Below are 21,728 nucleotides of genomic sequence, written 5' to 3'. Positions count from 1 at the left end.
CAGCGGATCAGGACCCGGCCGCGATCAGTTCCTCCAGAGAGTCGTGCCGTATGCGCTCCGACGGGATGCCGATGTCCCGCAGGGCGTCCACACCGCTGCGGACCATCCCGGGCGGGCCCGACAGGTAGGCGTCGTACTCGTTCCACGGCCCGTAGGCGCGTACCGCATCCGGAAGCTGCTGGTGTGCCTGCTGGTCGATGATCGCGCGGACCGAGAGCCAGGAGTGGCTCTGCTGGAGGCGGAGCATGGTGTCGATGTCGTACAGGTCATGGTCGGTGCGGGCACCGTAGAAGACCTCGACCGGTCGGCGTTCCCCGTGCTCAGCGACGTCCTCGACCAGCGCCTTGATGGGCGCTATACCGGTGCCGCCGCCCAGGCAGAGCAGCCCGCTGTCGGTGGTGTGGTCCACGGTCATGGAGCCGGCGGGCGGGCCGAGCCGGACGATGTCACCGGGTCGGGCGCGGTGCACCAGGGCGTTGGAAACCCAGCCCGCCGGGACGGCCTTCACATGGAACGACAGCAGGCCGTCGGAGCGGGGCGCCGAGGCGAAGGAGTAGTGCCGCCATATACGGGGCCACCAGGGGGTCTCCAGGCTCGTGTACTGCCCGGCGAGGAAGGGGTAGGGCTGGTCGGGACGGACGGTGACGACCGCGACGTCCGGGGTCCTGAGGTCGTGTGTGACGATCTCGGCGTACCACCAGGCCGGGGCACGCAGTTCGTCGGCGGCCGCCGCGTCGATCATGATCTGGGAGATCGTGGTGTACGTCCGTACCCAGGCCGCCTCCATCTCCGCGTCCCAGACCCCGGCGGCGTACTTGCTGAGCGCGCCGATCAGGCATTCGCCGACGGCCGGGTAGTGCTCGGCACGCGTTCCGTACTTCCGGTGGCCCCGGCCGAGGTTCTGTAGGTAGTCGACCAGGACATCGGTGTTGTCGATGTGCTCGGCGGCCGTGAGCAGTGCCCTGAGCAGCCGGTCCCGCTGGGTGTCCATGGCGGCCGGGAAGAGCGAGCGCAGGTCGGGGTGGCGGACGAAGAGCAGGGCGTAGAAGTACGAGGTGACCTTGTCGGCCACGGGCGTGACCTCTGCCATGGCGCGGCGAACGAGGACAGCGTCCGGGGACGCTTCCGTAGCCGGGGCGGAGGCTGCCGGTCCTGGGGGCGACACCGATGCGGGCCGCTCAGCGGGAGGAGCCGTGGCGGAGGTGAAGGCCGCCGGGGCCGGTGTGACCGTCGTGGGGGCGGGTCGTGGCGATGAGGCCGCGGAAGAGGGGGTGGAGGGCGGGGCTGTGGGGGCTGGCGCGGGTATCGCGTCCGGGAATTCGCGCTCCTGGTCCGGCGCCCCGGTGCTCGCGCTGTCTGTCGTCGAGGCCGGTGGAGCCGCTGCGCCGTCGGCCGACGCTTCCGGGTCGGCCGTCTGCCGGCCCACCGGACGTATCACGGCCGGGCGACGGCCGTCCGGCGTTCCGGGCTCGTCTCCGGGCTCGTTTCCGGGCGTCGTCGTCGGCTTGGTGCGGGGCGTGAACCAGTCGCCCCCGCCGCCAGAAGTGCCGTCCTCGGCCGACGTGGTGGTCGGAGCGTCCATGGTGTGCCTCGCCTCGAGCATCTTTCGGTCGGTCTGCGCACTTCCCCAGTCGGAAGGTGCCTGCTTTCCCCCGTGGACGGACTGCGTTCCCATCCGTGTCGCGGCCAATGCGGCCACATTCAACCCGTGTTCCAGCTCTGTACGGACAAGTAAGGCGAGAGTGTGACATTGGCCGCAGTACTCCCACCTGAGCTTGCCACTCACCTGGGCGGCTCAGTCGCATATCCGGAAACGCGGGTCTTCGATCTCTCCGTCCCATTAGGCTGCATTGCCCTGTACGCGGCCCACACAGAACGGGTCGCCCGCCCCGGATGTGAACCGGAGTCGACCCTACCGGCCACCGCTGTGCACACAAGTCCCCCCTTGACCCGTCACGAATGAGGGCACGGCGCGCATCATCACTGCGGTCGAACCGAGCGACGCGCCTGTGTTTCACGTGAAACGTCTGGCGTCTGTCCGCACTCTGTGCAGTCGGCTACAACTGGCCAAAAGCTCGTATGTGTCTGGGGAAAGAGGTGGACGTCAGGGGCTCCGGTCGGACAGCCTGACCTGCGTGCCGACTCCTTCCCTTGCCTCCCTGCCCATCCGCCGTCTGACGCTCCGCGATCTCGCCGCCTGCGCCGACTTGTCCGAGGACCGGGGGTGGCCACGGGAGGAGCACAAGTGGGGCTTCCTCCTCACGGCCGGAAAGGGCTACGGCATCGACGACCCTGACGGCGGCCTCGTGAGCGCCTGTGTCGTCACCGAGTACGGACCGCAGGAGCGCCCCGCCCTCGCGGCGATCGGTATGGTGCTCGTCGCCGAACGGCACACGCGACAGGGCGTGGGACGCCGGCTAATGCGCCACGTCGTCTCAGCGATGGGCACCACGCCCCTCACCCTGCATGCCACGCCGTACGGCCGCCCCCTCTACGAGGAACTCGGCTTCAAGGTCACCGGGCGGGCGGAGATGGTGTGCGGGCGTTTCACTCCTGGCGGGCCGCAGCCGACGGTCGCCACCCGTGCCGCGACCGCCGAGGACCTCGCTGCGATGCTCCGGCTCGACGAGCAGGCGTTCGGGACCGACCGCACCCACATCGTCACCCGACTGCCGGCCTTCGCCGACCAGTTGCGCGTGGCGGAGGAGGACGGGCGGATCATCGGATACGCGGCCGCCTGGCCCAACATGGACACCCATGTCGTCGGTCCGCTCATCGCGCGTGACACGTCGGTGGCCCAGGCGCTCATCGCTTCCCTCGCCGCCCACACGGACCGCCCCCTGCGCACTGACATCGACGTACGGCACACCGAGCTGCTCGGGTGGGCGAAGGATCGTGGTCTGGCCTCCGTCGCCTTCAACTCGGTGATGTCGTACGGGATCACCGAACTGCCCGGGGACTGGAGCCGCCGCTTCGCCCCGGTCACGGTCGCGGCGGGCTGAAGAGCCCCTATACGACGACGCCGGTTCCCCGGGGGATCGGGGAACCGGCGTCGTCTCGCTGACGGGGCCCGGTCAGGCAAGGGCCTCCACGGCGGCCGTGGCGAAGGCGTGGTCCTGCTCCGGCGCACCACCGCCGACACCGATCGCCCCGATCAGGCGGCCGTCGCGGTGCACCGGCACACCGCCGGCGGTGAACAGCAGCGGCCGGTCGAGCGCGGTGGGAAGGGTGTGGAAGAGGCCTCCGGGCTGCACGGCGTCGACGAGGCCGGCGGTGGGCGCGTTCAGCTGGAGGGCCGTGTAGGCCTTGCGGATGCTGGTCTCGCCGGGGATCAGGACAGCGCGGTCGTCCGGCCGGAAGGCGAGCAGATGGCCGCCCGCGTCCAGGACGGTGACGCTGACGGTGACACCTGCGGCCTCGGCGGCACGCCGGGCGTCGGTGACGAGGACATCGGCGTCCTGATTGGTCAGCGGGGCGACTGCGGTGATGGTGCTCATGAGGTGGTTCTCCTGGAAACGTGCAGGATCGCGCAGGTCCGGGTCGAGGGAAGGCGGTGAGCCTGGTATCGGCCCGGTGGCTCAGTGGTGGACGGTGGTCCGCTGCTCGGCCGGCGCGGATCCCGTGACGACTGTGCTGGGTGCCCCGGCACGGCGTTCCAGGGCGGCCGAGAGGAAGGCCAGGACCAGGGCTCCTGCGGCCAGGACGGCGCCGACCCAGTTGGGGGCGGTGTAGCCGAAGCCCGCCGCGATCACGAGGCCGCCGAGCCAGGCGGACAGGGCGTTGCCGAGGTTGAAGGCGCCGATGTTCACGGCGGATGCCAGCGTCGGGGCGCCGTGCGCCTGGTCGAGGACCCGCTTTTGGAGCGGCGGGACGCTGGCGAAGCCCAGGGCGCCCATCAGGGCGATCGTGACGGCCGACAGCAGCTTGTTGTGCGCGGTGAGGGTGAACAGTGCCAGGACGACGGCCAGGGCGCCCAGGGAGACGTACAGCATGGGCATCAGGGCGCGGTCGGCGAACTTGCCGCCCACGAGGTTTCCGCCGACCATACCGAGGCCGAAGAGGACCAGCAGCCAGGTGACGGAGCCGTCGGCGAAGCCCGCGGTGTGGGTCATCATCGGGGCGATGTAGGTGATGGCCGCGAAGACGCCGCCGAAGCCGAGGACGGTCATCGCCATCGCGAGCAGCACCTGCACGTTCTTGAAGGCGGCGAGCTCATGCCGCAGGCGCACCCCCTCCGGCTTGGGCATGTCGGGGACGAGCCGGGCGATGCCGGCCAAGCCGATGACACCGAGGGCGGCGACGATGCCGAAGGTCACCCGCCAGCCGACGGACTGCCCGACGAGCGTGCCCAGCGGAACGCCGACGACGTTGGCGACGGTCAGGCCGGTGAACATCATCGCGATGGCTCCGGCCTTCTTGTCCGGGGCTACGAGGTCGGCCGCGACGACCGAGCCGATACCGAAGAAGGCGCCATGGGCCAGCGAGGCGACGAGCCGGCCGATCAGCATGACGGCGAAGGCGGGAGCGAGTGCCGAGAGCAGGTTGCCGACGATGAACAGGCCCATCAGCAGCATCAGCATCCGCTTGCGGGAGACCTTGGTGCCCAGAACGGTCATCAGCGGGGCACCGAACATGACACCGAGCGCATAGCCGGTCACCAGGTACCCGGCGGTGGGAATGGAGACCCCGTAGTCGCCCGCGACCTCGGGCAGCAAGCCCATGATCACGAACTCGGTCGTTCCGATTCCGAAGGCCCCGATCGCGAGGGCCAGAAGCGCGAGAGGCATGGAGGGGTACACCTTCCCAGACGATTGCAGGAGCGCTTTGCATGCGTACACAATAATTGCATACGCGGGCTATAGGCAACCGCCGTCAATTGCGGCCCTGCTCTATCCTGGGTGTCAGCCGCTCCGGGACGGAGGAACGCCAATGACAGCGACAGACCCCGCGCTCACCGCTCTCGCCCAGAGCTGGTGCGCCCTCTCCCTGCTGCACGGGAGGATCGAGGCCCACATCGAGCGCGCCCTACAGGCCAAGCACGACCTGAGCGCGCGCGAGTACTCCTTGCTCGACGTGCTGAGCCGCCAGCACGACGGGGACGGAGGTCATCTCCAGATGAAGCAGGTCGCCGACGCGGTCGTCCTCAGCCAGAGCGCCACCACACGTCTGGTCACCCGGCTCGAGGACCGCGGACTCCTGGAGCGCTACCTCTGCCCCACCGATCGCCGGGGCATCTACACGAACGTCACCGAGGCGGGCCTCAAGTTGCTCGAAGAGGCCCGGCCGACCAACGACGCCGCCCTGCGCGAGGCCCTCGACGAGGCGGCGAAGACTCCCGAGCTGGCCCCGCTGGTCCGGGTCGTGGAGACCCTGAAGGCTCCGGTGCCCGCATAGAGGCCGCTCTCACCGGCCGTTGCTGCGAGGGCCCGTCCATTCCCGCGTAAGGTCCGGTCGTTCCTGCATAGGGTGCACCCCATGGGAGATCTTGAGATACGCCCCGCGACCGCCGAAGACGTCCCCGCGATCGTCGGCATGCTCGCGGACGACCCCTTGGGCGCACAGCGCGAGTCGCCCGACGACCTCACCCCGTACCTGACCGCGCTGAAGCGGCTCAGCGCCGACCCGAACCAGCGCTTGGTCGTGGCGGTCCGGGAGGGCCGTGTCGTCGGCACGCTCCAGCTCACGATCATTCCCGGGTTGTCCCGGCGCGGTGCGACCAGGTCGATCATCGAAGGCGTACGCGTCCATGCCGATGAGCGCGGCAGCGGTCTGGGAACACAGCTCATCGAGTGGGCGATCGCCGAATCCCGGCATCAGGGCTGCCAGTTGGTCCAGCTGACCTCCGACAACACGCGAACCGACGCCCACCGCTTCTACGAACGGCTCGGCTTCACGGCCTCCCACACGGGCTTCAAGCTCTCGTTGTGACCGATGTGGGTGGGGCCCTGTTTCACGTGAAACAGGGCCCCACCCACATCACCGTCTAACCGATCCCACGCCAACCCCCGGGGTCGACCCCGCCCGGCACCGGAGCCCCTTCGTCGTACGGCTGACGCGTGAAGACGAACGAACCGAGGTCCAGATGGCTCACGGACCCGTCCGGCCGCCGTACGGCCTTCAGCAACTCCCCGGCGTAGTAACCCTCAAGGCCGGTCCAGGTGCCGTCGCCGTTCGGGCGAAACCGCGAGCGTCGCCCGTTGCCGGACAGCGGCTCCAGCGAAGCGAGCCCGTCCGCCGTGAGCCGCAGGGCGAAGGCGTACGTCCCCCAGTACCACTGCCCCGTCAGCTCCAGCATCAACGGGTCGGCATCACACAGTGGCTTCCACGGGGCGGGGATGCGCGGCTCCGCCTCGGCGACGATACGGACGAGATCGGCGGCCACGCCGGACACCAGTGGGCCCGAGGTGCAGTTGGCCAGCACGACCGCTGACACGTCGTCCTCCACGCTGATGCTCACATTCGCCAGGAAGCCCGGCAGGGATCCGCTGTGCCCCACGAGCAGCCGACCGTGCCGACGCTGAATCTGCATGCCGAGACCGTAGGCGTCACCGGACATCACGTCCGCGGCTTCCGCCGGCGCCGCCGGGGTCCGCATCTCCCGCAGGGACTCGGCACTCAGCACCCTCTCGTCGCCCCTCACCAGGAAGGCCGCGAACCGGGCCAGGTCTCCCGTTGTCGACCAGAGTTGACCGGCGGGTGCCATACGGCCGAGGTCCTCGGCGGGCTCTGGCAGCAGCACGTCGGCCCAGGGGTGCACGGCCCAACCGCCCGCGTGCGGGGCCTGCGGTCGCACGCCGGTCCGGTCGAGTCCCAGCGGTTCGAGCACTTCACGCCGTAGCGCCTCCTCCCAGGAGGTCCCCCGCAGCTTCTCCACTAGCGCGCCCAGCAACGTGTAGCCAGGGTTCGAGTAGTGGTGCCGTCGGCCGACGGGGTGCAGGAGAGGCTGCTCACCGAGCACGTCGGACAGTTCTGGCCGCAGGGCCCCGGGCGTGCGTTCCCACCACGGCCCGGGCGACTCGGCCGCCAGCCCGCCCGTGTGTGCGAGCAGTTCGGCGATCGTGGCCTCCCCCGCGCCGGTAACCGGCACGTACTTCTCCAGTGGATCCCCGAGCCCGAGCAGCCCCTCGTCCCTCAGGCGCATCACGAGAACGGCGGTGAAGGTCTTGGTGATCGAGCCGATGCGGTACTGGACGTGCTCGTCGGGCACTTGCCCGTCCACCGATGTCCGGGCGCCGTGCCACACCGTCCGCCCGTCCCGGACGACGGCCGCGACCAGCGACGGAGCCCGCCCCTGTGCCTGTGCCACGGCGATCCGGTGCAGCAGCGCACGACTCGTCGCGGGAAGCAGCTCTTCCTGATGTGTCGTCATGGCCCAAGTCCACCTGGCCCGGTCCGGCGAGTCGAGCCCATTTCGCCGTCGGCACCGGCTCAGGTCTGCGCCATGTCCACGAACCGCGAGTAGTGGCCCTGGAAGGCGACCGTGATCGTCGCCGTCGGGCCGTTTCGGTGCTTGGCCACGATCAGGTCGGCCTCGCCCGCGCGCGGCGACTCCTTCTCGTAGGCGTCCTCGCGGTGCAGCAGGATGACCATGTCGGCGTCCTGCTCGATGGAACCGGACTCACGCAGGTCGGAGACCATCGGCTTCTTGTCCGTGCGCTGCTCGGGACCACGGTTCAGCTGGGAGAGCGCGATGACCGGGACCTCCAGCTCCTTGGCCAGCAGCTTGAGGTTACGGGACATGTCCGAGACCTCCTGCTGACGGCTCTCGGCCCGCTTGGAACCGCCGGACTGCATCAGCTGGAGGTAGTCGATGACCACCAGCCGGAGGTCGTTGCGCTGCTTGAGGCGGCGGCACTTGGCGCGGATCTCCATCATCGACAGGTTCGGGGAATCGTCGATGTAGAGCGGTGCCGCCGAGACGTCCGGCATCCGCCGGGCCAGGCGCGTCCAGTCCTCGTCCGTCATCGTGCCGGACCGCATGTGGTGCAGGGCGACCCGGGCCTCGGCGGACAACAGACGCATCGCGATCTCGTTACGCCCCATTTCCAGCGAGAAGATCACGCTCGGCAGGTTGTTCTTGATCGAGGCGGCCCGCGCGAAGTCCAGCGCGAGCGTGGACTTACCCATGGCCGGACGCGCGGCGATGACGATCATCTGGCCCGGGTGCAGTCCGTTGGTGAGCGAGTCGAAGTCCGTGAACCCCGTGGGCACACCGGTCATCTCGCCGCTGCGCGACCCGATCGCCTCGATCTCGTCGAGCGCGCCCTCCATGATGTCGCCGAGCGGCAGATAGTCCTCGCTGGTCCGCTGCTCGGTGACCGCGTAGACCTCCGCCTGGGCGCGGTTGACGATCTCGTCGACGTCGTCGTCAGCGGCGTATCCCATCTGCGTGATGCGCGTACCCGCCTCGACCAGGCGGCGCAGCACGGCCCGCTCATGGACGATCTCCGCGTAGTAGGCGGCGTTGGCGGCCGTGGGCACCGTCTGGACGAGGGTGTGCAGATACGAGGCCCCGCCGACCTTGTTGATCTCACCGCGCTTGGTGAGCTCGGCGGCGATCGTGATGGGGTCGGCCGGCTCGCCCTTGGCGTAGACGTCGAGGACAGCCTGGTAGATCGTCTCGTGGGCCGGCTTGTAGAAGTCGTGGCCCTTGAGGATCTCGACGACGTCGGCGATGGCGTCCTTGGAGAGGAGCATGCCACCGAGGACGGACTGCTCCGCCTCGATGTCCTGCGGCGGTACCCGCTCGAACGCCGGGGCGGCTCCGCCGTCCCATGCGCCGTTGTCCCTGCCGCGCTCGTGCTGCTCGTCGCGGCCCCGGGCTCCGTCGCCACGTCGGCGGGAGGCGGGCAGACGATCACTGGGACCGCTGTCGGCCCACGGGTCGTCCAAGGGCTCGGAAATGCTCACCGAGCCACCTCCTCCCGTCCGCCGCAGCAGACCTAACCGTGCCCCTCATTCCTACGGCACGGCACTGACAAATGAGACGCCCAACTCCGGTTAGCCAGCGCCGGTTTTGTGGCGTTTTGAAAACCGGCAGACGGAGCGGGCGCCGGACCACGTTAGGCCTGTCGGCACCGTCAGCCAATCTGGTTATCCACAGGCCATGTGGACGACGGCCCAGATGCTGTGGAGAACTCCTCAAAACCTGTGCACGACCCGGTGGACAGGCCTGTGAACAAGCATCGAGCCGACTCGGAGAGACGCCTCTGACCTGCGTCTTTGCCGTCCACCGGCTGTGCAGAAGAAAAACTTCCCCAACCGGCGCAAGATCGCTTCGAATGGTGCACGGCAGTGCGCACCGCGGAACGGAAGGTAAGGGGTGCAAAACCTTTGCATCTCTTACCTGTGGACGATTAGATTGGCGCGCATGACACAGGCCCCTGCGCGCCGCCGAACCGGCCGGAGACAGCACGACCGAGAGATCGTCGCGTTGGCCGTGCCTGCCTTCGGCTCCCTCGTCGCCGAGCCCCTCTTCCTCATGGCCGACACCGCCATCGTGGGCCATCTGGGAACGGCCCAACTCGCCGGCCTCGGCGTCGCATCGGCCCTGCTGATGACCGCCGTCAGTGTCTTCGTCTTCCTCGCCTACGCCACGACAGCGGCGGTCGCCCGTCGCGTCGGCGCGGGTGACCTCCAGGCCGCTATCCGCCAGGGCATGGACGGCATCTGGCTGGCGCTGCTTCTCGGCGCTGCCGTCGTAACCGTCGCCCTGCCGACGGCGTCCGCCGTCGTGGACCTCTTCGGCGCTTCGGACGCGGCGGCTCCGTATGCGACCACGTACCTGCGCATCTCTGCGCTCGGTATACCAGCCATGCTCGTCGTCCTCGCCGCGACCGGCGTCCTGCGCGGCCTCCAGAACACCAAAACGCCTCTCTATGTGGCCATCGCCGGCTTCGTCGCCAACGGCGCTCTCAATGCGGGGCTCGTCTACGGCGCCGACCTGGGGATCGCCGGCTCCGCATGGGGCACCGTCATCGCCCAGTGGGGCATGGCAGTGGTCTATCTCGCGGTGGTTCTGCGCGGTGCGCGCAAGCACGGTGCCTCACTTCGCCCGGACGCCGCCGGAATCAGGTCCTCTGCACAGGCCGGTGTGCCCCTGCTGGTTCGCACCCTCTCCCTGCGGGCGATCCTGATGATCGCCACGGCAGTCGCCGCCCGTCTCGGGGATGCCGACATCGCGGCACACCAGATCATCCTGTCCCTGTGGAGCCTGCTCGCCTTCGCCCTCGACGCCATCGCCATCGCGGGACAGGCCATTATCGGGCGCTACCTCGGAGCCGGTGACGCACAAGGCGCCCGCGAAGCATGCCGCCGCATGGTCGAGTGGGGGATCGCCGTCGGGGTCGTCCTCGGCGTCCTAGTCGTCATCACCCGACCGGCATTCCTGCCCCTGTTCACCAGTGACTCCGCGGTCAAGGACGCGGCGCTGCCCGCCTTGCTCATCGTGGCCCTCTCGCAGCCGACCTCCGGCATCGTCTTCATCCTGGACGGAGTCCTGATGGGCGCCGGCGACGGCCCCTACCTGGCCTGGGCGATGCTGATCACTCTGGCGGTCTTCACCCCGGTCGCTCTACTGGTGCCAGTGCTGGGCGGTGGGCTCACCGCCCTCTGGGCCACCATGGCGCTGATGATGACCGTGCGGATGCTGACGCTGTGGCTCCGGACCCGCTCGGGCCGCTGGATCGTGACGGGCGCGACCCGCTGACGACCCGACCTCAGGCCCTCACTGACTGTTTCACGTGAAACACCGTGTTTCACGTGAAACGACGATGGGGCCGAAACGACGATGGGGCCGCACCCCGAAGGGTGCGACCCCATCGCTCACTGCTTCAGCGAGCGCAGCACTCAGGCCGCGACGACCTCGATGTTGACCTTGGCGGCAACCTCGGGGTGCAGACGCACGGACGTCTCGTGAGCGCCCAGCGTCTTGATCGGCGAGCCCAGCTCGATGCGGCGCTTGTCGACCTCGGGGCCACCGGAAGCCTTGATCGCGGAAGCGATGTCGGCCGGGGTGACGGAACCGAAGAGACGACCGGCGTCGCCGGAGCGGACAGCCAGACGGACCTTGACGCCCTCGAGCTGGGCCTTCACCTGGTTGGCCTGCTCGATGGTCTGGATCTCGTGGATCTTGCGAGCACGACGGATCTGCTCGACGTCCTTCTCGCCACCCTTGGTCCAGCGGATAGCGAACTTCCGCGGGATCAGGTAGTTGCGAGCGTAACCGTCCTTGACGTCGACGACGTCGCCCGCGGCACCGAGGCCGGAGACCTCGTGGGTGAGGATGATCTTCATGTGTCGGTCACCCTTCCCTTATCGCGCGGTGGAGGTGTAGGGCAGCAGCGCCATCTCACGGCTGTTCTTGACGGCCGTGGCGACGTCACGCTGGTGCTGCGTGCAGTTGCCGGTCACGCGGCGGGCACGGATCTTGCCGCGGTCGGAAATGAACTTCCGCAGCATGTTCGTGTCCTTGTAGTCCACGTACGTGACCTTGTCCTTGCAGAAAGCGCAGACCTTCTTCTTCGGCTTGCGCACAGGCGGCTTCGCCATGGTGTATCTCCTGTGTGATCAAGAAGTTGGGATGCGAACCCGCCCTAGAAGGGGGGCTCGTCCGAGTAGCCGCCGCCCTGCTGGCCGCCGCCGGAGCCACCGCCCCAGCCGCCGCCACCGCCCTGGTTGCCACCGGCGGGAGCGCCGGTCGCCCACGGGTCGTCGGCGGGAGCGCCGCCGCCCTGCTGGCCGCCACCGGGGCCGCCGCCCCAGCCGCCGCCACCCTGGCCGCCACCGCCACCGCCACCGCCGTAACCGCCCTGGCCACCGCGGCCGGTGGTCTTGGTGACCTTGGCCGTGGCATTGCGCAGGCTGGCGCCGACTTCCTCGACGTCCAGCTCGTAGACCGTGCGCTTGACGCCCTCACGGTCCTCGTAGGACCGCTGCTTCAGCCGGCCCTGCACGATGACGCGCATGCCTCGCTGGAGCGACTCGGCGACGTTCTCCGCCGCCTGACGCCAGACCGAGCAGGTCAGGAAGAGGCTCTCGCCGTCCTTCCACTCGTTCGTCTGACGGTCGAAGGTGCGGGGAGTGGACGCGACACGGAACTTCGCGACGGCCGCACCGGAGGGGGTGAAGCGCAGCTCGGGGTCGTCGACAAGATTGCCGACCACCGTGATGACGGTCTCGCCTGCCATGGGGAACCTCTCGGCGGGTTTGCTCTGGCTGCTTGCTACTCGAATCCCGGGATCAGCTGAGCGTGGAAGCTCAGTGCATCTCGGGACGGAGGACCTTGGTCCGGAGGACCGACTCGTTCAGGTTCATCTGGCGGTCGAGCTCCTTGACGACCGCAGGCTCGGCCTGCAGGTCGATGACCGAGTAGATGCCCTCGGGCTTCTTCTTGATCTCGTACGCGAGACGGCGACGGCCCCAGGTGTCGATCTTCTCGACCTTTCCGCCGCCGTCACGGACGACAGAAAGGAAGTTCTCGATCAGCGGGGAGACAGCGCGCTCCTCGACGTCGGGGTCGAGGATGACCATCACCTCGTAGTGACGCATGTGGAACCCACCTCCTTTGGACTCAGCGGCCACGGTCGTTCCGTGGCAGGAGGGTCGTGATGCGTAGCAACGGTATCGGCCCCCACTGACAATCGGGGGTTCCGTGGAGAAGCCCCTGCCGTGACATGGGCAGACACCGGTGCAGACGGTACAGAGTACCCGCACAGCGGCTTGCGGTTGAAATCCGGCCGCCAGGGCAGCCAATCTGTACACATCGGGTGTGTATGGCGCTACGATGCGCCGACTTTCGCAGGAGGTGCCCTATGGCACAGGCATTGCGACCCAACACCGCCGGCGGCCTCTTCGCCACGGACGGCAAGCCCCACCCCCTCCAGGACACCCTGCTCGCGGTGACCCTGGTGCTGGGCATCACGTCGTTCATCACTGCGCTCATCGACGAGGACCTGCATCTGCTGAGCTCCTGGACCGGCCTGGTGGGCATTCTCACCGGTGCGTACGGCCAGTGGGTCTCGGAGACGACCCGGGAGCGCTTCGGTCTGATCCTCGGCCTCGGTGCCGCGGGCGTCGGGTTCTTCCTGGGCATGGCGCACGGCGGACTCTTCGGCGGTCTCATCGACTGACGCCAGGGACACCCTTCCGAACACCGGGTGCCGCCCCGGCCGCCCACGGGCCGGGGCGTAGGCCCTGTACGCCCAACCGGCGCGCATCCAAGGCGCAGTAGGCTTCGCGCGAGAGCCGGAGCCCCTGACCCTATGGGGACACACCAGCCGAGGAGCGCCCCGAATGACCCTGACCCTGAGGACCATCAGTCGCGAGCAGCATCTGGCATACATCCAGAGCCTGCCGTCGGCGAGCCACATGCAGGTCCCGGCCTGGGCTGACGTCAAGGCGGAGTGGCGCTCCGAGAACCTCGGGTGGTTCGACGACAGGACGGGCGAGCTGGTCGGTGCCGGTCTGGTCCTCTACCGGCAGCTTCCCAAGATCAAGCGTTACCTCGCCTACCTGCCCGAGGGCCCGGTCATCAACTGGTTCGCGCCGAATCTCCAGGACTGGATCGAGCCGATGCTGGCGCACCTGAAGCAGCAGGGCGCCTTCTCGGTGAAGATGGGTCCGCCGGTGGTCATCCGGCGCTGGGAGGCCACCTCCATCAAGCAGGGCATCCAGAACCCCGACGTGAAGCGGCTGCGCGACATCGAGGCCGACCACATCGAGCCGCGCGCCTTCGAGGTCGCCGACAAGCTGCGCCGCATGGGCTGGCAGCAGGGCGAGGACGGCGGCGCCGGCTTCGGCGACGTCCAGCCCCGCTACGTCTTCCAGGTGCCGCTGGCCAACCGTTCCCTGGAAGAGGTCCACAAGAACTTCAACCAGCTGTGGCGCCGCAACATCAAGAAGGCCGAAAAGGCCGGTGTCGAGGTCGTCCAGGGCGGCTACCAGGACCTCGAGGAATGGCAGCGGCTGTACGAGATCACGGCCGTGCGCGACCACTTCCGGCCGCGCCCGCTGTCGTACTTCCAGCGCATGTGGACGGCCCTCAACAGCGAGGACCCCAACCGCATGCGGCTGTACTTCGCCCGGCACAACGGCGTGAACCTGTCGGCGGCGACGATGCTGATCGTCGGCGGGCACGTCTGGTACTCCTACGGCGCCTCCGACAACATCGGCCGCGAGGTCCGGCCGTCGAACGCGATGCAGTGGCGGATGCTGCGCGACGCCTACGCGCTCGGCGCCACGGTCTACGACCTGCGCGGTATCTCCGACTCGCTGGACGAGACCGACCACCTCTTCGGTCTGATCCAGTTCAAGGTGGGCACGGGCGGCCAGGCCGCCGAGTACCTCGGCGAGTGGGACTTCCCGCTGAACAAGCTGCTGCACAAGGCGCTCGACATCTACATGTCGCGCCGCTGATGTCGCGTTCAGTGCTTCTATACCTCTGACACACGGCAACCGCTGACACACGGCAACCGCTGATTCACGGCAACCACGAGAAAGGTTCCAGGTCCGGCCATGGCGCTCACGCTCTACGTCGACACCGCGCGCTGGCGGGCGCACCACAAGCACGTGCAGGAGCAGTTCCCCGGCCTCGTGCCGGTCTGCAAGGGCAACGGCTACGGCTTCGGGCACGAGCGGCTGGCGGAGGAGGCCACGCGGCTGGGCTCGGACGTCCTCGCCGTCGGCACGACGTACGAGGCCGCCCGGATCAAGGACTGGTTCGGCGGTGACCTGCTGGTGCTGACCCCGTACCGGCGCGGCGAGGAGCCTGTGCCCCTGCCGGACCGGGTCATCCGCTCGGTCTCGTCGATAGACGGTGTGTACGGCCTCGTCGGGGCCCGCGTGGTGATCGAGGTGATGTCCTCGATGAAGCGGCACGGCATCGGCGAGCAGGATCTGTCCCAACTGCACGCCGCCATCGAGAACATCCGCCTGGAAGGCTTCGCGATCCACCTGCCGCTGGACCGCACCGACGGCTCGGACGCGGTCGAGGAGGTCATCGGCTGGATGGACCGGCTGCGCGCCGCCCGGCTGCCTCTGCACACCATGTTCGTCAGCCACCTCAAGGCCGAGGAACTCATCCGGCTCCAGCAGCAGTTCCCGCAGACCCGGTTCCGCGCTCGCATCGGTACGCGGCTGTGGCTGGGGGACCACGAGGCCACCGAGTACCGCGGCGCGGTCCTGGACGTCACGCGCGTGGCCAAGGGTGAGCGCTTCGGCTACCGGCAGCAGAAGGCGGCCTCCGACGGCTTCCTGGTGGTCGTGGCGGGCGGCACGTCGCACGGGGTGGGCCTGGAGGCCCCCAAGGCGCTGCACGGCGTCATGCCGCGGGCCAAGGGCGTCGCCCGGGCCGGCCTCGCGACGGTCAACCGGAACCTTTCTCCGTTCGTCTGGGGCGGCAAGCAGCGCTGGTTCGCCGAGCCGCCGCACATGCAGGTCTCGATCCTGTTCGTGCCCGCGGACGCGCCGGAGCCGAAGGTCGGCGAGGAGCTGGTGGCTCATCTGCGGCACACCACCACGCAGTTCGACCGGATCATGGACCGCTGACCGGCGTACGCACCGACGGACCCGGCACAGCAAGAAGGCCGTACACGGTTTCCCGTGTACGGCCTTTCGCGTCGTTCGCTCAGAGCGAACCACCCGTCGCGTCCCGCCTGCCCCACTCGACCTGCGGTCCGTCGAACTGAGCGGCCGCGTGCCGGGCGGGACGGGCCGCGGGGCCGAGGACGAAGACGTCCTCAGCGCCGTCGAGCACTCCGCCCGAGGGATCGTCGTCCCCGGACCGGCGCACCGGATCCCGCTCCGGCATGAAGATGTCGCGCACGATCATGACGCACAGATACAGCGTGCCCAGCAGGTGCAGGCCGATGGCCCAGTGGTAGCCGTCGGTGGGCAGCCCCTTGTGGGCGTCTCCGCTGGTCGTGTACGCGAGGTACATCCAGATCCCCAGGAAGTAGGCCACCTCGCAGGCCTGCCAGATCAGGAAGTCCCGCCACTTCGGCCGGGCCAGGGCGGCCAGGGGCACCAGCCACAGGACGTACTGCGGCGAGTAGACCTTGTTGGTGAGGATGAACGCCGCGACGATCAGGAAGGCGAGCTGGGCGAACCGCGGCCGGCGCGGAGCGGTCAGCGCGAGCGCCGCGACACCCGCGCAGCACACCAGCATCAGCAGCGTGGCGAGCGTGTTGACGGTGTCGGTGCTGAGCGGGTCGTCCGAGTTCTGGGCCATGATCAGCCAGAAGGAGCCGAAGTCGACGCCCCGTTCCTGGCTGAACGTGTAGAACTTCGACCAGCCCTCGAACGCGAAGAGCATCACCGGCCCGTTCACGACGACCCAGGCGACGATCGCACCGCCCAGAGCCGTCCCGAACTCACGCCACTTGCCCGCTCGCCAGCACAGCACCAGCAGTGGCCCGAGGATCAGGAAGGGATAGAGCTTGGCGGCCGTGGCGAGTCCCAGCAGGACACCGAAGGCGAGGGAGCGGCCGCGCGACCACATGAGCATCGCCGCGGCCGTCAGGGCGACCGCCAGCAGGTCCCAGTTGATGGTCGCCGTCAGCGCGGCGGCAGGGGCCAGGGCGATCAGCAGGCCGTCCCAGGGACGCCGGGCATGGGTGCGGGTCACGCAGACGGCGATGACCGACGCGCACACCATCAGCATCCCGGCGTTGACCATCCAGTACCACTGCTCCTGGTCCTGGATGCTGCCGCTGCCGGGCGTGAGCCAGGAGGCGACCTCCATGAAGACGCCGGTGAGCACCGGGTACTCCAGGTACTGCATGTCGCCGGGGAGCTTGTCGAAGTACGGCACGAGCCCGTCGGCGAAGCCGCGCCCCTGGTACAGGTGCGGGATGTCCGAGTAACACGCGTGCGTGTACTGGGAGCTGGCACCGAAGAACCAGGCGCCGTTGTAGCAGGGCGCCTTCTGGACGAGGCCGAGGGCGAACATGCCGATCGCCACCAGCGCGATCACCCGCACGGGAGTCCACCATGACGCCCCGAGCAGGGCACGCCGCCCGAGCGGGCCGCCGATCAGCTCGCTGCCGGACGCGGCGACCTCGTCCTCCTGGGTCGGCCGCACGGGGTCCGGCTCGTGGACGCTCGCTGGCGTCATCTCTGCACTGGGCATGGGCCCATCCTGCCGTACGAGCACGAGTGGGAGGACGGCGCCGGTTCGTCCGAACCGCCGCGTTGAGCCGCCCGAAATCCATATACCCGCATTGCACCCCAATCGCCAGCATTATCAATCTTGAAGCATCGCTTATGTGCTGCTAGCTTCCTTTTCAAGGCGTTCACGCCACAAGCGAGGGGGGTAAATGAAAAAGAGGGCACAACTCGGCTTAGTCGCCGCCGCGTCGGCACTGTTCGTCGGTTTTACGACCAGTCCGTCCCAGGCAGCCGTGCAGCACTATGCGAGCTGCTCCACGAGCCCGGCCGGCGCCAGCGGATCCGTCTCCACCAGCGGGTGGGACTACGGCGACAGAAGCATTCCCAGCCTTACCATGAAGCTGTACGACAAGGCCGCTGACAGCCACCACGTGCGCATTCGGCTCGTCGTTTCGTACGCCGATTCTTACGGCTTCTTCCCATGGCGCCACAACTACGACGGCAACGGAACGCAAAAAGAGTTCCCCAGCTACGTCTCCGAGGGTGGCAACATCTTCGACGTCGCAATTCAGGCAGCCGTGTTCGAGGGGGACAAGAAGCTCGACCACTGCACCAAGTGGGTTTCCGGATCCACGAAGGAACCTTCCTGAGTCAGCTGACGGCCTGCGTTTCCTTTTGACCTGATGCCGGGACAGGGCGATCTACCGCCCTGTCCCGGCATCAGTGTTGTACGGGTACGGCGTGCCGGCATCTGCATTCCCGGGCCAACCCGCTTCACGGCCCCGCACAGAAGCGAGCGGGCGCGATACGACTCGGTCGTATCGCGCCCGCTCGCCGGCAGACATCGGCTAACCGGCTGGGCCTCCGAAGATGCCTCCGTTGCCGTTGCCTCTGCTGTTGCCGCCGGTCTCGCTCGTATCGCTCGGCGAGGGTGAGGGCGACACGTCTCCGCCGGTATCGCCGCCGTTCTCCGTGCCACCGTCGTTCTCGCAGCCGAAGAATCCACAGGTGTCACTCGGCGAGGGCGACGGAACCGTCGGGGTCTCGCTGGGCGTGGCGCTCGGCGACTCGGTCACGGTCTCGCTGGGCTCCACGCTCGGGGTCGGGGTCGGGGTCGGGGCACCCAACGCGTCCTGGATCTTGCCGATCTTCACGGGATCCGGGAAGCCGAGGTCGGGCTTGCCCTTCAGCGCGGCCTTCATGTACTCGGTCCACACCAGCGTGGGGACGTCACCACCGTGGATGGACTTCTCACCCGCCGTGCCGTTCATGGAGAGCAGCTTGGCGCTCTTGGGATCCTCACGGAACATCGCGATCGAGGTCGACAGCTGCTGGGTGTAGCCGACGAACCAGGCCGACTTGTTCTCGTCCGTCGTACCGGTCTTGCCGGCCGCCGTACGGCCCAGGGCCAGGGCCTTCTTACCCGTACCGTTCTGGATGACGTTCTCCAGGACGTTCGTGACGTTGTTCGCCACGTTCTCGGGCATCGCCTGCGTGATCCTCGGCTTGTCGAAGCCGTCGACTTCCTGCCCGTTGAACTTGACGCTGGTCACCGAGTACGGGGCGGCCTGCTTGCCGGCGGCGGCGAACGTCGCGTAGGCGTCGGCCATGCGGATCGCGCTGGGTGTCGACGTACCGAGCGCGAACGACGGATTGAGCTCCTGAACCATGCTCTGGTCCAGGATCCCGGACCGCTCGGCGACCTCCCGCACCCGCGCCATGCCCACATCCACGCCGAGCTGCACGAACGGCGTGTTGACGGACTGCTCCATCGCCTTGCGCAGGGTGATGTAGCCCCACGGGTGGGCGCTCTCGTTCTGCTGCCGGAAAAGCGTGTTGTCCTTGCGCATGTAGTAGGTGCCGTCCGGCTTCCTGACCTTCAGGTCGTCGTTGCCGTTGTACTTGCTCAGCGGCGAGACGCCGAGTCCGTTGCTCCGATAAGTGCCGTGCTCCATCGCGGCGGCGAGCACGAACGGCTTCCACGTCGAACCCACGGGGACACCCGAGGTGTCCGCGTTGTTGTTGAAGTGGCCCTTCTCGTAACCCGCGCCACCGTAGAGCGCGACGATCGCACCGTCCTTGGGCTTCACCGACGCCGCGCCGAACTGGACGTGCTTGTCCAGCTCACGCTTCTCCGGGTCCAGCTTTTCCTTCTCGACCTTCTTGACGGCCTTGGTCAGCGCCTCGACCTTGGCCTTCTCGAAGGTCGTCTTGATCTGGTAGCCGCCCTGGTCGAACTGCTTCTCCGTGATGTTGGAGTGGTTCAGGACGTACTTCTTGGCCGTGTCCACCAGGTAGCTGATCTGGCCGCTCATGCCCTTGGTCGCCTTGCGGCCCTGGGGCATGGGGTACTTACTGATCGCCTTCTGGTAGGCGGCGTCCGAGAGCTTCTTGTCGTGGTGCATCTGCTGGAGGATCCAGCCCCAGCGCTGCTGGGACCGCTTGCGGTTGTCATCCCTGTTCGCCGAGGGATCAAGGCTCTCGTTGCCCGCGGGGTCGTAGTACGTCGGGCCCTTGAGCAGGGCGGCGAGGAAGGCGCACTCGCTCGGCGTGAGCTTGTACGCGTCCTTGCCGTAATAGGTCTGTGCGGCAGCCTGGATGCCGTAGGCGCCGCGGCCGTAGTACGAGGTGTTGAGGTACCCCTGGAGGATCTCGTCCTTGGAGAGCTTCGTGCCCACCTTGATCGAGATGAACATCTCCTTGAACTTACGGCTGACTGTCTGTTCCTGGCTCAGGTAGGTGTTCTTGACGAACTGCTGGGTGATCGTCGAACCACCCTGCGTGTCAGCGCCCCGGGCCATGTTCGCCAAGGCGCGGGCGATACCCATGGGGTCGACGCCCGAGTCCTTGTAGAACGTCTTGTTCTCGGCCGAGATCACCGCCTGCTGCATGGCCTTGGGGATCCGGTCGATCGTGACGTTCTGCCGGTTCTGGCCGCTGCCCGTCGCGACCATCTGCTGGCCGTTGGACCAGTAGTAGACGTTGTTCTGCGACTGGGCCGCCGCGTTCTCCTCGTTGGGGACGCCCACCATCGCGTACCCGATGCCCGCCACAGCCACCAGGCTGCCGAAGAAGCCGATGCACAGACCGGAGACGAGCTTCCAGGACGGCAGCCAGCGCTGCCAGCCGTACTTGCCGGCCCGCGGATAGTCGATCAGCCGCTTCCTGTCGGAGACGGCAGCCGCGCGCCCTCGGCCCCGCCCGGGCCCGGCAGGCCCGCCCGGGGCGGCGCGCCGGCCACCACGGCTCGGTTCGGCCGCTCTGCGGCGGCCGCCTCCGGTGCTTCTCTGCGCCGCACGCCGGGCCTCGGCACGGCCGCCGTACGGACGCTCCTCACCCCCCGGGTCATAGGAGCCCGACTCATAGGAGTCGGACGGAGACCCGGTTGCGCCTCGCGGGGCCGCGCGGCGACCGGAGGATGAACCGGACTGGCCGCGTCGGGCCGCGGCACGTCCGCCTCCCTGCGGCTGCGGCGGTTTGCGACGGTGCTCGCTCATCGAACGACTACTCCTCGGGCAGGCGCACCCTTGCGCGCCTGGAAACGGCGGCTGGTTTCCGGTCCCCCCGAAGTACGGATGCGGTCGGCTCCGCATTCATCGGTCCCGCATGCACCCGTACTACACCGAAGACGACGACGCTCTCAGGCGTCACTTGGTTCCCGGTGATGTGCATGGCGCACAGACTACGCACCGCCAAAACCTGCCGAGGCCTGAAGTTCACCCCAAATCAGGCAACTCGTGTCCGATGAATCGGTGATGTGATCCCGTTCACCACACCCCCTCTTGTCGCATCCGGAAGGCCGTTCTATCGTCGTGATGTATCGAGTCGATACATCAGCGCGACACATCGGGCCGGTACATCGGCCCGAGACACCGGATCGAGACATCGGGTACGCGGTAGAGAGGAGGCGACGATGAGCCGGCGTTCCGGGATCCTCGAGTTCGCCGTCCTCGGCCTGCTCCGCGAATCTCCGATGCACGGCTATGAGCTGCGCAAACGACTCAACACGTCACTGGGTGTGTTCCGCGCCTTCAGCTACGGGACGCTCTACCCCTGCCTCAAGACTCTGGTCACCAACGGCTGGTTGATCGAGGAGCCGGGGAACACCGCCGAGGACGCCCTCGCCGCACCCCTCACGGGGCGCCGCGCCAAGATCGTCTACCGGTTGACGGCGGAGGGTAAGGAGCACTTCGAGCAGCTGCTCTCGCAGACCGGGCCCGACGCGTACGAGGACGAGACATTCGCCGCCCGTTTCGCTTTCTTCGGGCAAACCTCACGCGATGTGCGCATGCGCGTGCTGGAGGGCCGCCGCAGCCGGCTGGAGGAGCGCCTGGAGAAGATGCGCCTCTCCCTGGCCCGGACCCGGGAGCGCCTCGACGACTACACGCTTGAGCTCCAGCGCCACGGGATGGAGTCCGTGGAGCGCGAGGTGCGCTGGCTGAACGAGCTCATCGAGAGCGAGCGGGCGGGGCGGGACCTGAAGGATTCCGCCTCGGGGGAGCCCGGTTCGCGTGACACCACATCTGGAGCGTCGGGCGGCCTGCCCCGGCCGGGGGACGACCCCCGACCGGATACGCCCGACGACACCGCCATGTGAGAGCCCGTTGCAGGGCCTCACTCAT

The 21,728-nt window shown here is 68.1% G+C and carries 20 protein-coding genes; 9 read left to right on the top strand and 11 right to left on the bottom strand.

Going from position 1 to position 21,728, the window contains the following annotated elements; genetic code table 11:
• Window positions 1-7: 7 nt before the first annotated feature.
• Window positions 8-1,603 (bottom strand): globin domain-containing protein, encoded by a 1,596-nt coding sequence (locus ACZ6TU_RS29690; RefSeq protein ID WP_469552092.1) that lies wholly within the window; start codon window positions 1,601-1,603, stop codon window positions 8-10.
• Window positions 1,604-2,135: 532 nt separating this feature from the next.
• On the opposite strand from ACZ6TU_RS29690, the gene ACZ6TU_RS29685 reads away from it, so the two are divergent.
• Window positions 2,136-3,002, top strand: a complete 867-nt coding sequence (locus ACZ6TU_RS29685; RefSeq protein WP_467678058.1) for a GNAT family N-acetyltransferase — start codon at window positions 2,136-2,138, stop codon at window positions 3,000-3,002.
• Window positions 3,003-3,074: 72 nt separating this feature from the next.
• Here ACZ6TU_RS29685 and ACZ6TU_RS29680 read toward each other — a convergent pair whose 3' ends face one another.
• A complete protein-coding gene (locus ACZ6TU_RS29680; protein WP_467678060.1) occupies window positions 3,075-3,497 on the bottom strand; it encodes a GlcG/HbpS family heme-binding protein in 423 nt (140 codons plus the stop codon).
• Window positions 3,498-3,578: 81 nt separating this feature from the next.
• Entirely contained in the window at window positions 3,579-4,787 is a 1,209-nt protein-coding gene (locus ACZ6TU_RS29675) for an MFS transporter (protein WP_469552088.1), read from the bottom strand.
• 142 nt (window positions 4,788-4,929) lie between these two features.
• Here ACZ6TU_RS29675 and ACZ6TU_RS29670 point away from each other — a divergent pair, with 142 nt between their 5' ends.
• Together ACZ6TU_RS29670 and ACZ6TU_RS29665 are read left to right on the top strand one after the other, a co-directional pair.
• Window positions 4,930-5,394, top strand: a complete 465-nt coding sequence (locus ACZ6TU_RS29670) for a MarR family winged helix-turn-helix transcriptional regulator (RefSeq protein WP_467678063.1) — start codon at window positions 4,930-4,932, stop codon at window positions 5,392-5,394.
• Between the two features lie 81 nt (window positions 5,395-5,475).
• On the top strand, window positions 5,476-5,928 hold the full coding sequence (locus tag ACZ6TU_RS29665) for a GNAT family N-acetyltransferase (protein ID WP_467678065.1): 453 nt from the start codon (window positions 5,476-5,478) through the stop codon (window positions 5,926-5,928).
• A gap of 55 nt (window positions 5,929-5,983) precedes the next feature.
• Here the strand turns inward: ACZ6TU_RS29665 and ACZ6TU_RS29660 are convergent, their stop codons facing one another.
• Window positions 5,984-7,369 carry a serine hydrolase domain-containing protein gene (locus ACZ6TU_RS29660; RefSeq protein WP_467678067.1) on the bottom strand — a complete coding sequence of 462 codons (1,386 nt, stop codon included), beginning with the start codon at window positions 7,367-7,369 and terminating at the stop codon, window positions 5,984-5,986.
• Window positions 7,370-7,428: 59 nt separating this feature from the next.
• Entirely contained in the window at window positions 7,429-8,910 is a 1,482-nt protein-coding gene (dnaB, locus tag ACZ6TU_RS29655; RefSeq protein WP_403845809.1) for a replicative DNA helicase, read from the bottom strand.
• Window positions 8,911-9,370: 460 nt separating this feature from the next.
• Here dnaB and ACZ6TU_RS29650 point away from each other — a divergent pair, with 460 nt between their 5' ends.
• The gene (locus tag ACZ6TU_RS29650; protein WP_469552085.1) at window positions 9,371-10,708 is read left to right on the top strand and encodes an MATE family efflux transporter; all 1,338 of its coding nucleotides are present in this window, start codon (window positions 9,371-9,373) and stop codon (window positions 10,706-10,708) included.
• Between the two features lie 140 nt (window positions 10,709-10,848).
• Here ACZ6TU_RS29650 and rplI read toward each other — a convergent pair whose 3' ends face one another.
• From rplI to rpsF, 4 genes are all read right to left on the bottom strand, one after another.
• The gene (rplI, locus tag ACZ6TU_RS29645; protein ID WP_010032778.1) at window positions 10,849-11,295 is read right to left on the bottom strand and encodes a 50S ribosomal protein L9; all 447 of its coding nucleotides are present in this window, start codon (window positions 11,293-11,295) and stop codon (window positions 10,849-10,851) included.
• An 18-nt stretch (window positions 11,296-11,313) separates the two neighbouring features.
• The gene (rpsR, locus tag ACZ6TU_RS29640) at window positions 11,314-11,550 is read right to left on the bottom strand and encodes a 30S ribosomal protein S18 (protein ID WP_003949403.1); all 237 of its coding nucleotides are present in this window, start codon (window positions 11,548-11,550) and stop codon (window positions 11,314-11,316) included.
• A 44-nt stretch (window positions 11,551-11,594) separates the two neighbouring features.
• On the bottom strand, window positions 11,595-12,188 hold the full coding sequence (locus ACZ6TU_RS29635) for a single-stranded DNA-binding protein (protein ID WP_399164561.1): 594 nt from the start codon (window positions 12,186-12,188) through the stop codon (window positions 11,595-11,597).
• 70 nt (window positions 12,189-12,258) lie between these two features.
• Window positions 12,259-12,549, bottom strand: coding sequence for a 30S ribosomal protein S6 (rpsF, locus tag ACZ6TU_RS29630; RefSeq protein WP_190199270.1), 291 nt, complete (start codon window positions 12,547-12,549; stop codon window positions 12,259-12,261).
• Window positions 12,550-12,812: 263 nt separating this feature from the next.
• Between rpsF and ACZ6TU_RS29625 the strand changes: the two genes are divergently transcribed.
• The 3 genes from ACZ6TU_RS29625 to ACZ6TU_RS29615 all read left to right on the top strand — a co-directional run bounded on the left by ACZ6TU_RS29625 (window position 12,813) and on the right by ACZ6TU_RS29615 (window position 15,546).
• Entirely contained in the window at window positions 12,813-13,130 is a 318-nt protein-coding gene (locus ACZ6TU_RS29625; RefSeq protein ID WP_467678074.1) for a hypothetical protein, read from the top strand.
• 163 nt (window positions 13,131-13,293) lie between these two features.
• Window positions 13,294-14,415 carry a peptidoglycan bridge formation glycyltransferase FemX gene (gene femX / locus ACZ6TU_RS29620; RefSeq protein WP_467678075.1) on the top strand — a complete coding sequence of 374 codons (1,122 nt, stop codon included), beginning with the start codon at window positions 13,294-13,296 and terminating at the stop codon, window positions 14,413-14,415.
• A gap of 99 nt (window positions 14,416-14,514) precedes the next feature.
• Complete coding sequence (locus ACZ6TU_RS29615; protein WP_467678077.1) at window positions 14,515-15,546, top strand: alanine racemase; 1,032 nt, start codon at window positions 14,515-14,517, stop codon at window positions 15,544-15,546.
• 79 nt (window positions 15,547-15,625) lie between these two features.
• Here the strand turns inward: ACZ6TU_RS29615 and ACZ6TU_RS29610 are convergent, their stop codons facing one another.
• Window positions 15,626-17,128 (bottom strand): glycosyltransferase family 87 protein, encoded by a 1,503-nt coding sequence (locus ACZ6TU_RS29610; RefSeq protein ID WP_467678079.1) that lies wholly within the window; start codon window positions 17,126-17,128, stop codon window positions 15,626-15,628.
• Between the two features lie 187 nt (window positions 17,129-17,315).
• Here ACZ6TU_RS29610 and ACZ6TU_RS29605 point away from each other — a divergent pair, with 187 nt between their 5' ends.
• On the top strand, window positions 17,316-17,756 hold the full coding sequence (locus ACZ6TU_RS29605; RefSeq protein ID WP_467678081.1) for a hypothetical protein: 441 nt from the start codon (window positions 17,316-17,318) through the stop codon (window positions 17,754-17,756).
• Window positions 17,757-17,954: 198 nt separating this feature from the next.
• Here ACZ6TU_RS29605 and ACZ6TU_RS29600 read toward each other — a convergent pair whose 3' ends face one another.
• Window positions 17,955-20,603 carry a transglycosylase domain-containing protein gene (locus ACZ6TU_RS29600; RefSeq protein ID WP_467678083.1) on the bottom strand — a complete coding sequence of 883 codons (2,649 nt, stop codon included), beginning with the start codon at window positions 20,601-20,603 and terminating at the stop codon, window positions 17,955-17,957.
• A 416-nt stretch (window positions 20,604-21,019) separates the two neighbouring features.
• Here ACZ6TU_RS29600 and ACZ6TU_RS29595 point away from each other — a divergent pair, with 416 nt between their 5' ends.
• Window positions 21,020-21,703, top strand: coding sequence for a PadR family transcriptional regulator (locus ACZ6TU_RS29595; RefSeq protein WP_467678085.1), 684 nt, complete (start codon window positions 21,020-21,022; stop codon window positions 21,701-21,703).
• The last annotated feature ends 25 nt before the right edge of the window (window positions 21,704-21,728 follow it).

Source organism: Streptomyces sp. NPDC052064, from assembly GCF_055585925.1.
The sequence above is the reverse complement of the archived record's forward strand: the minus strand, read 5'-3'. Positions and strand labels throughout refer to the sequence as shown.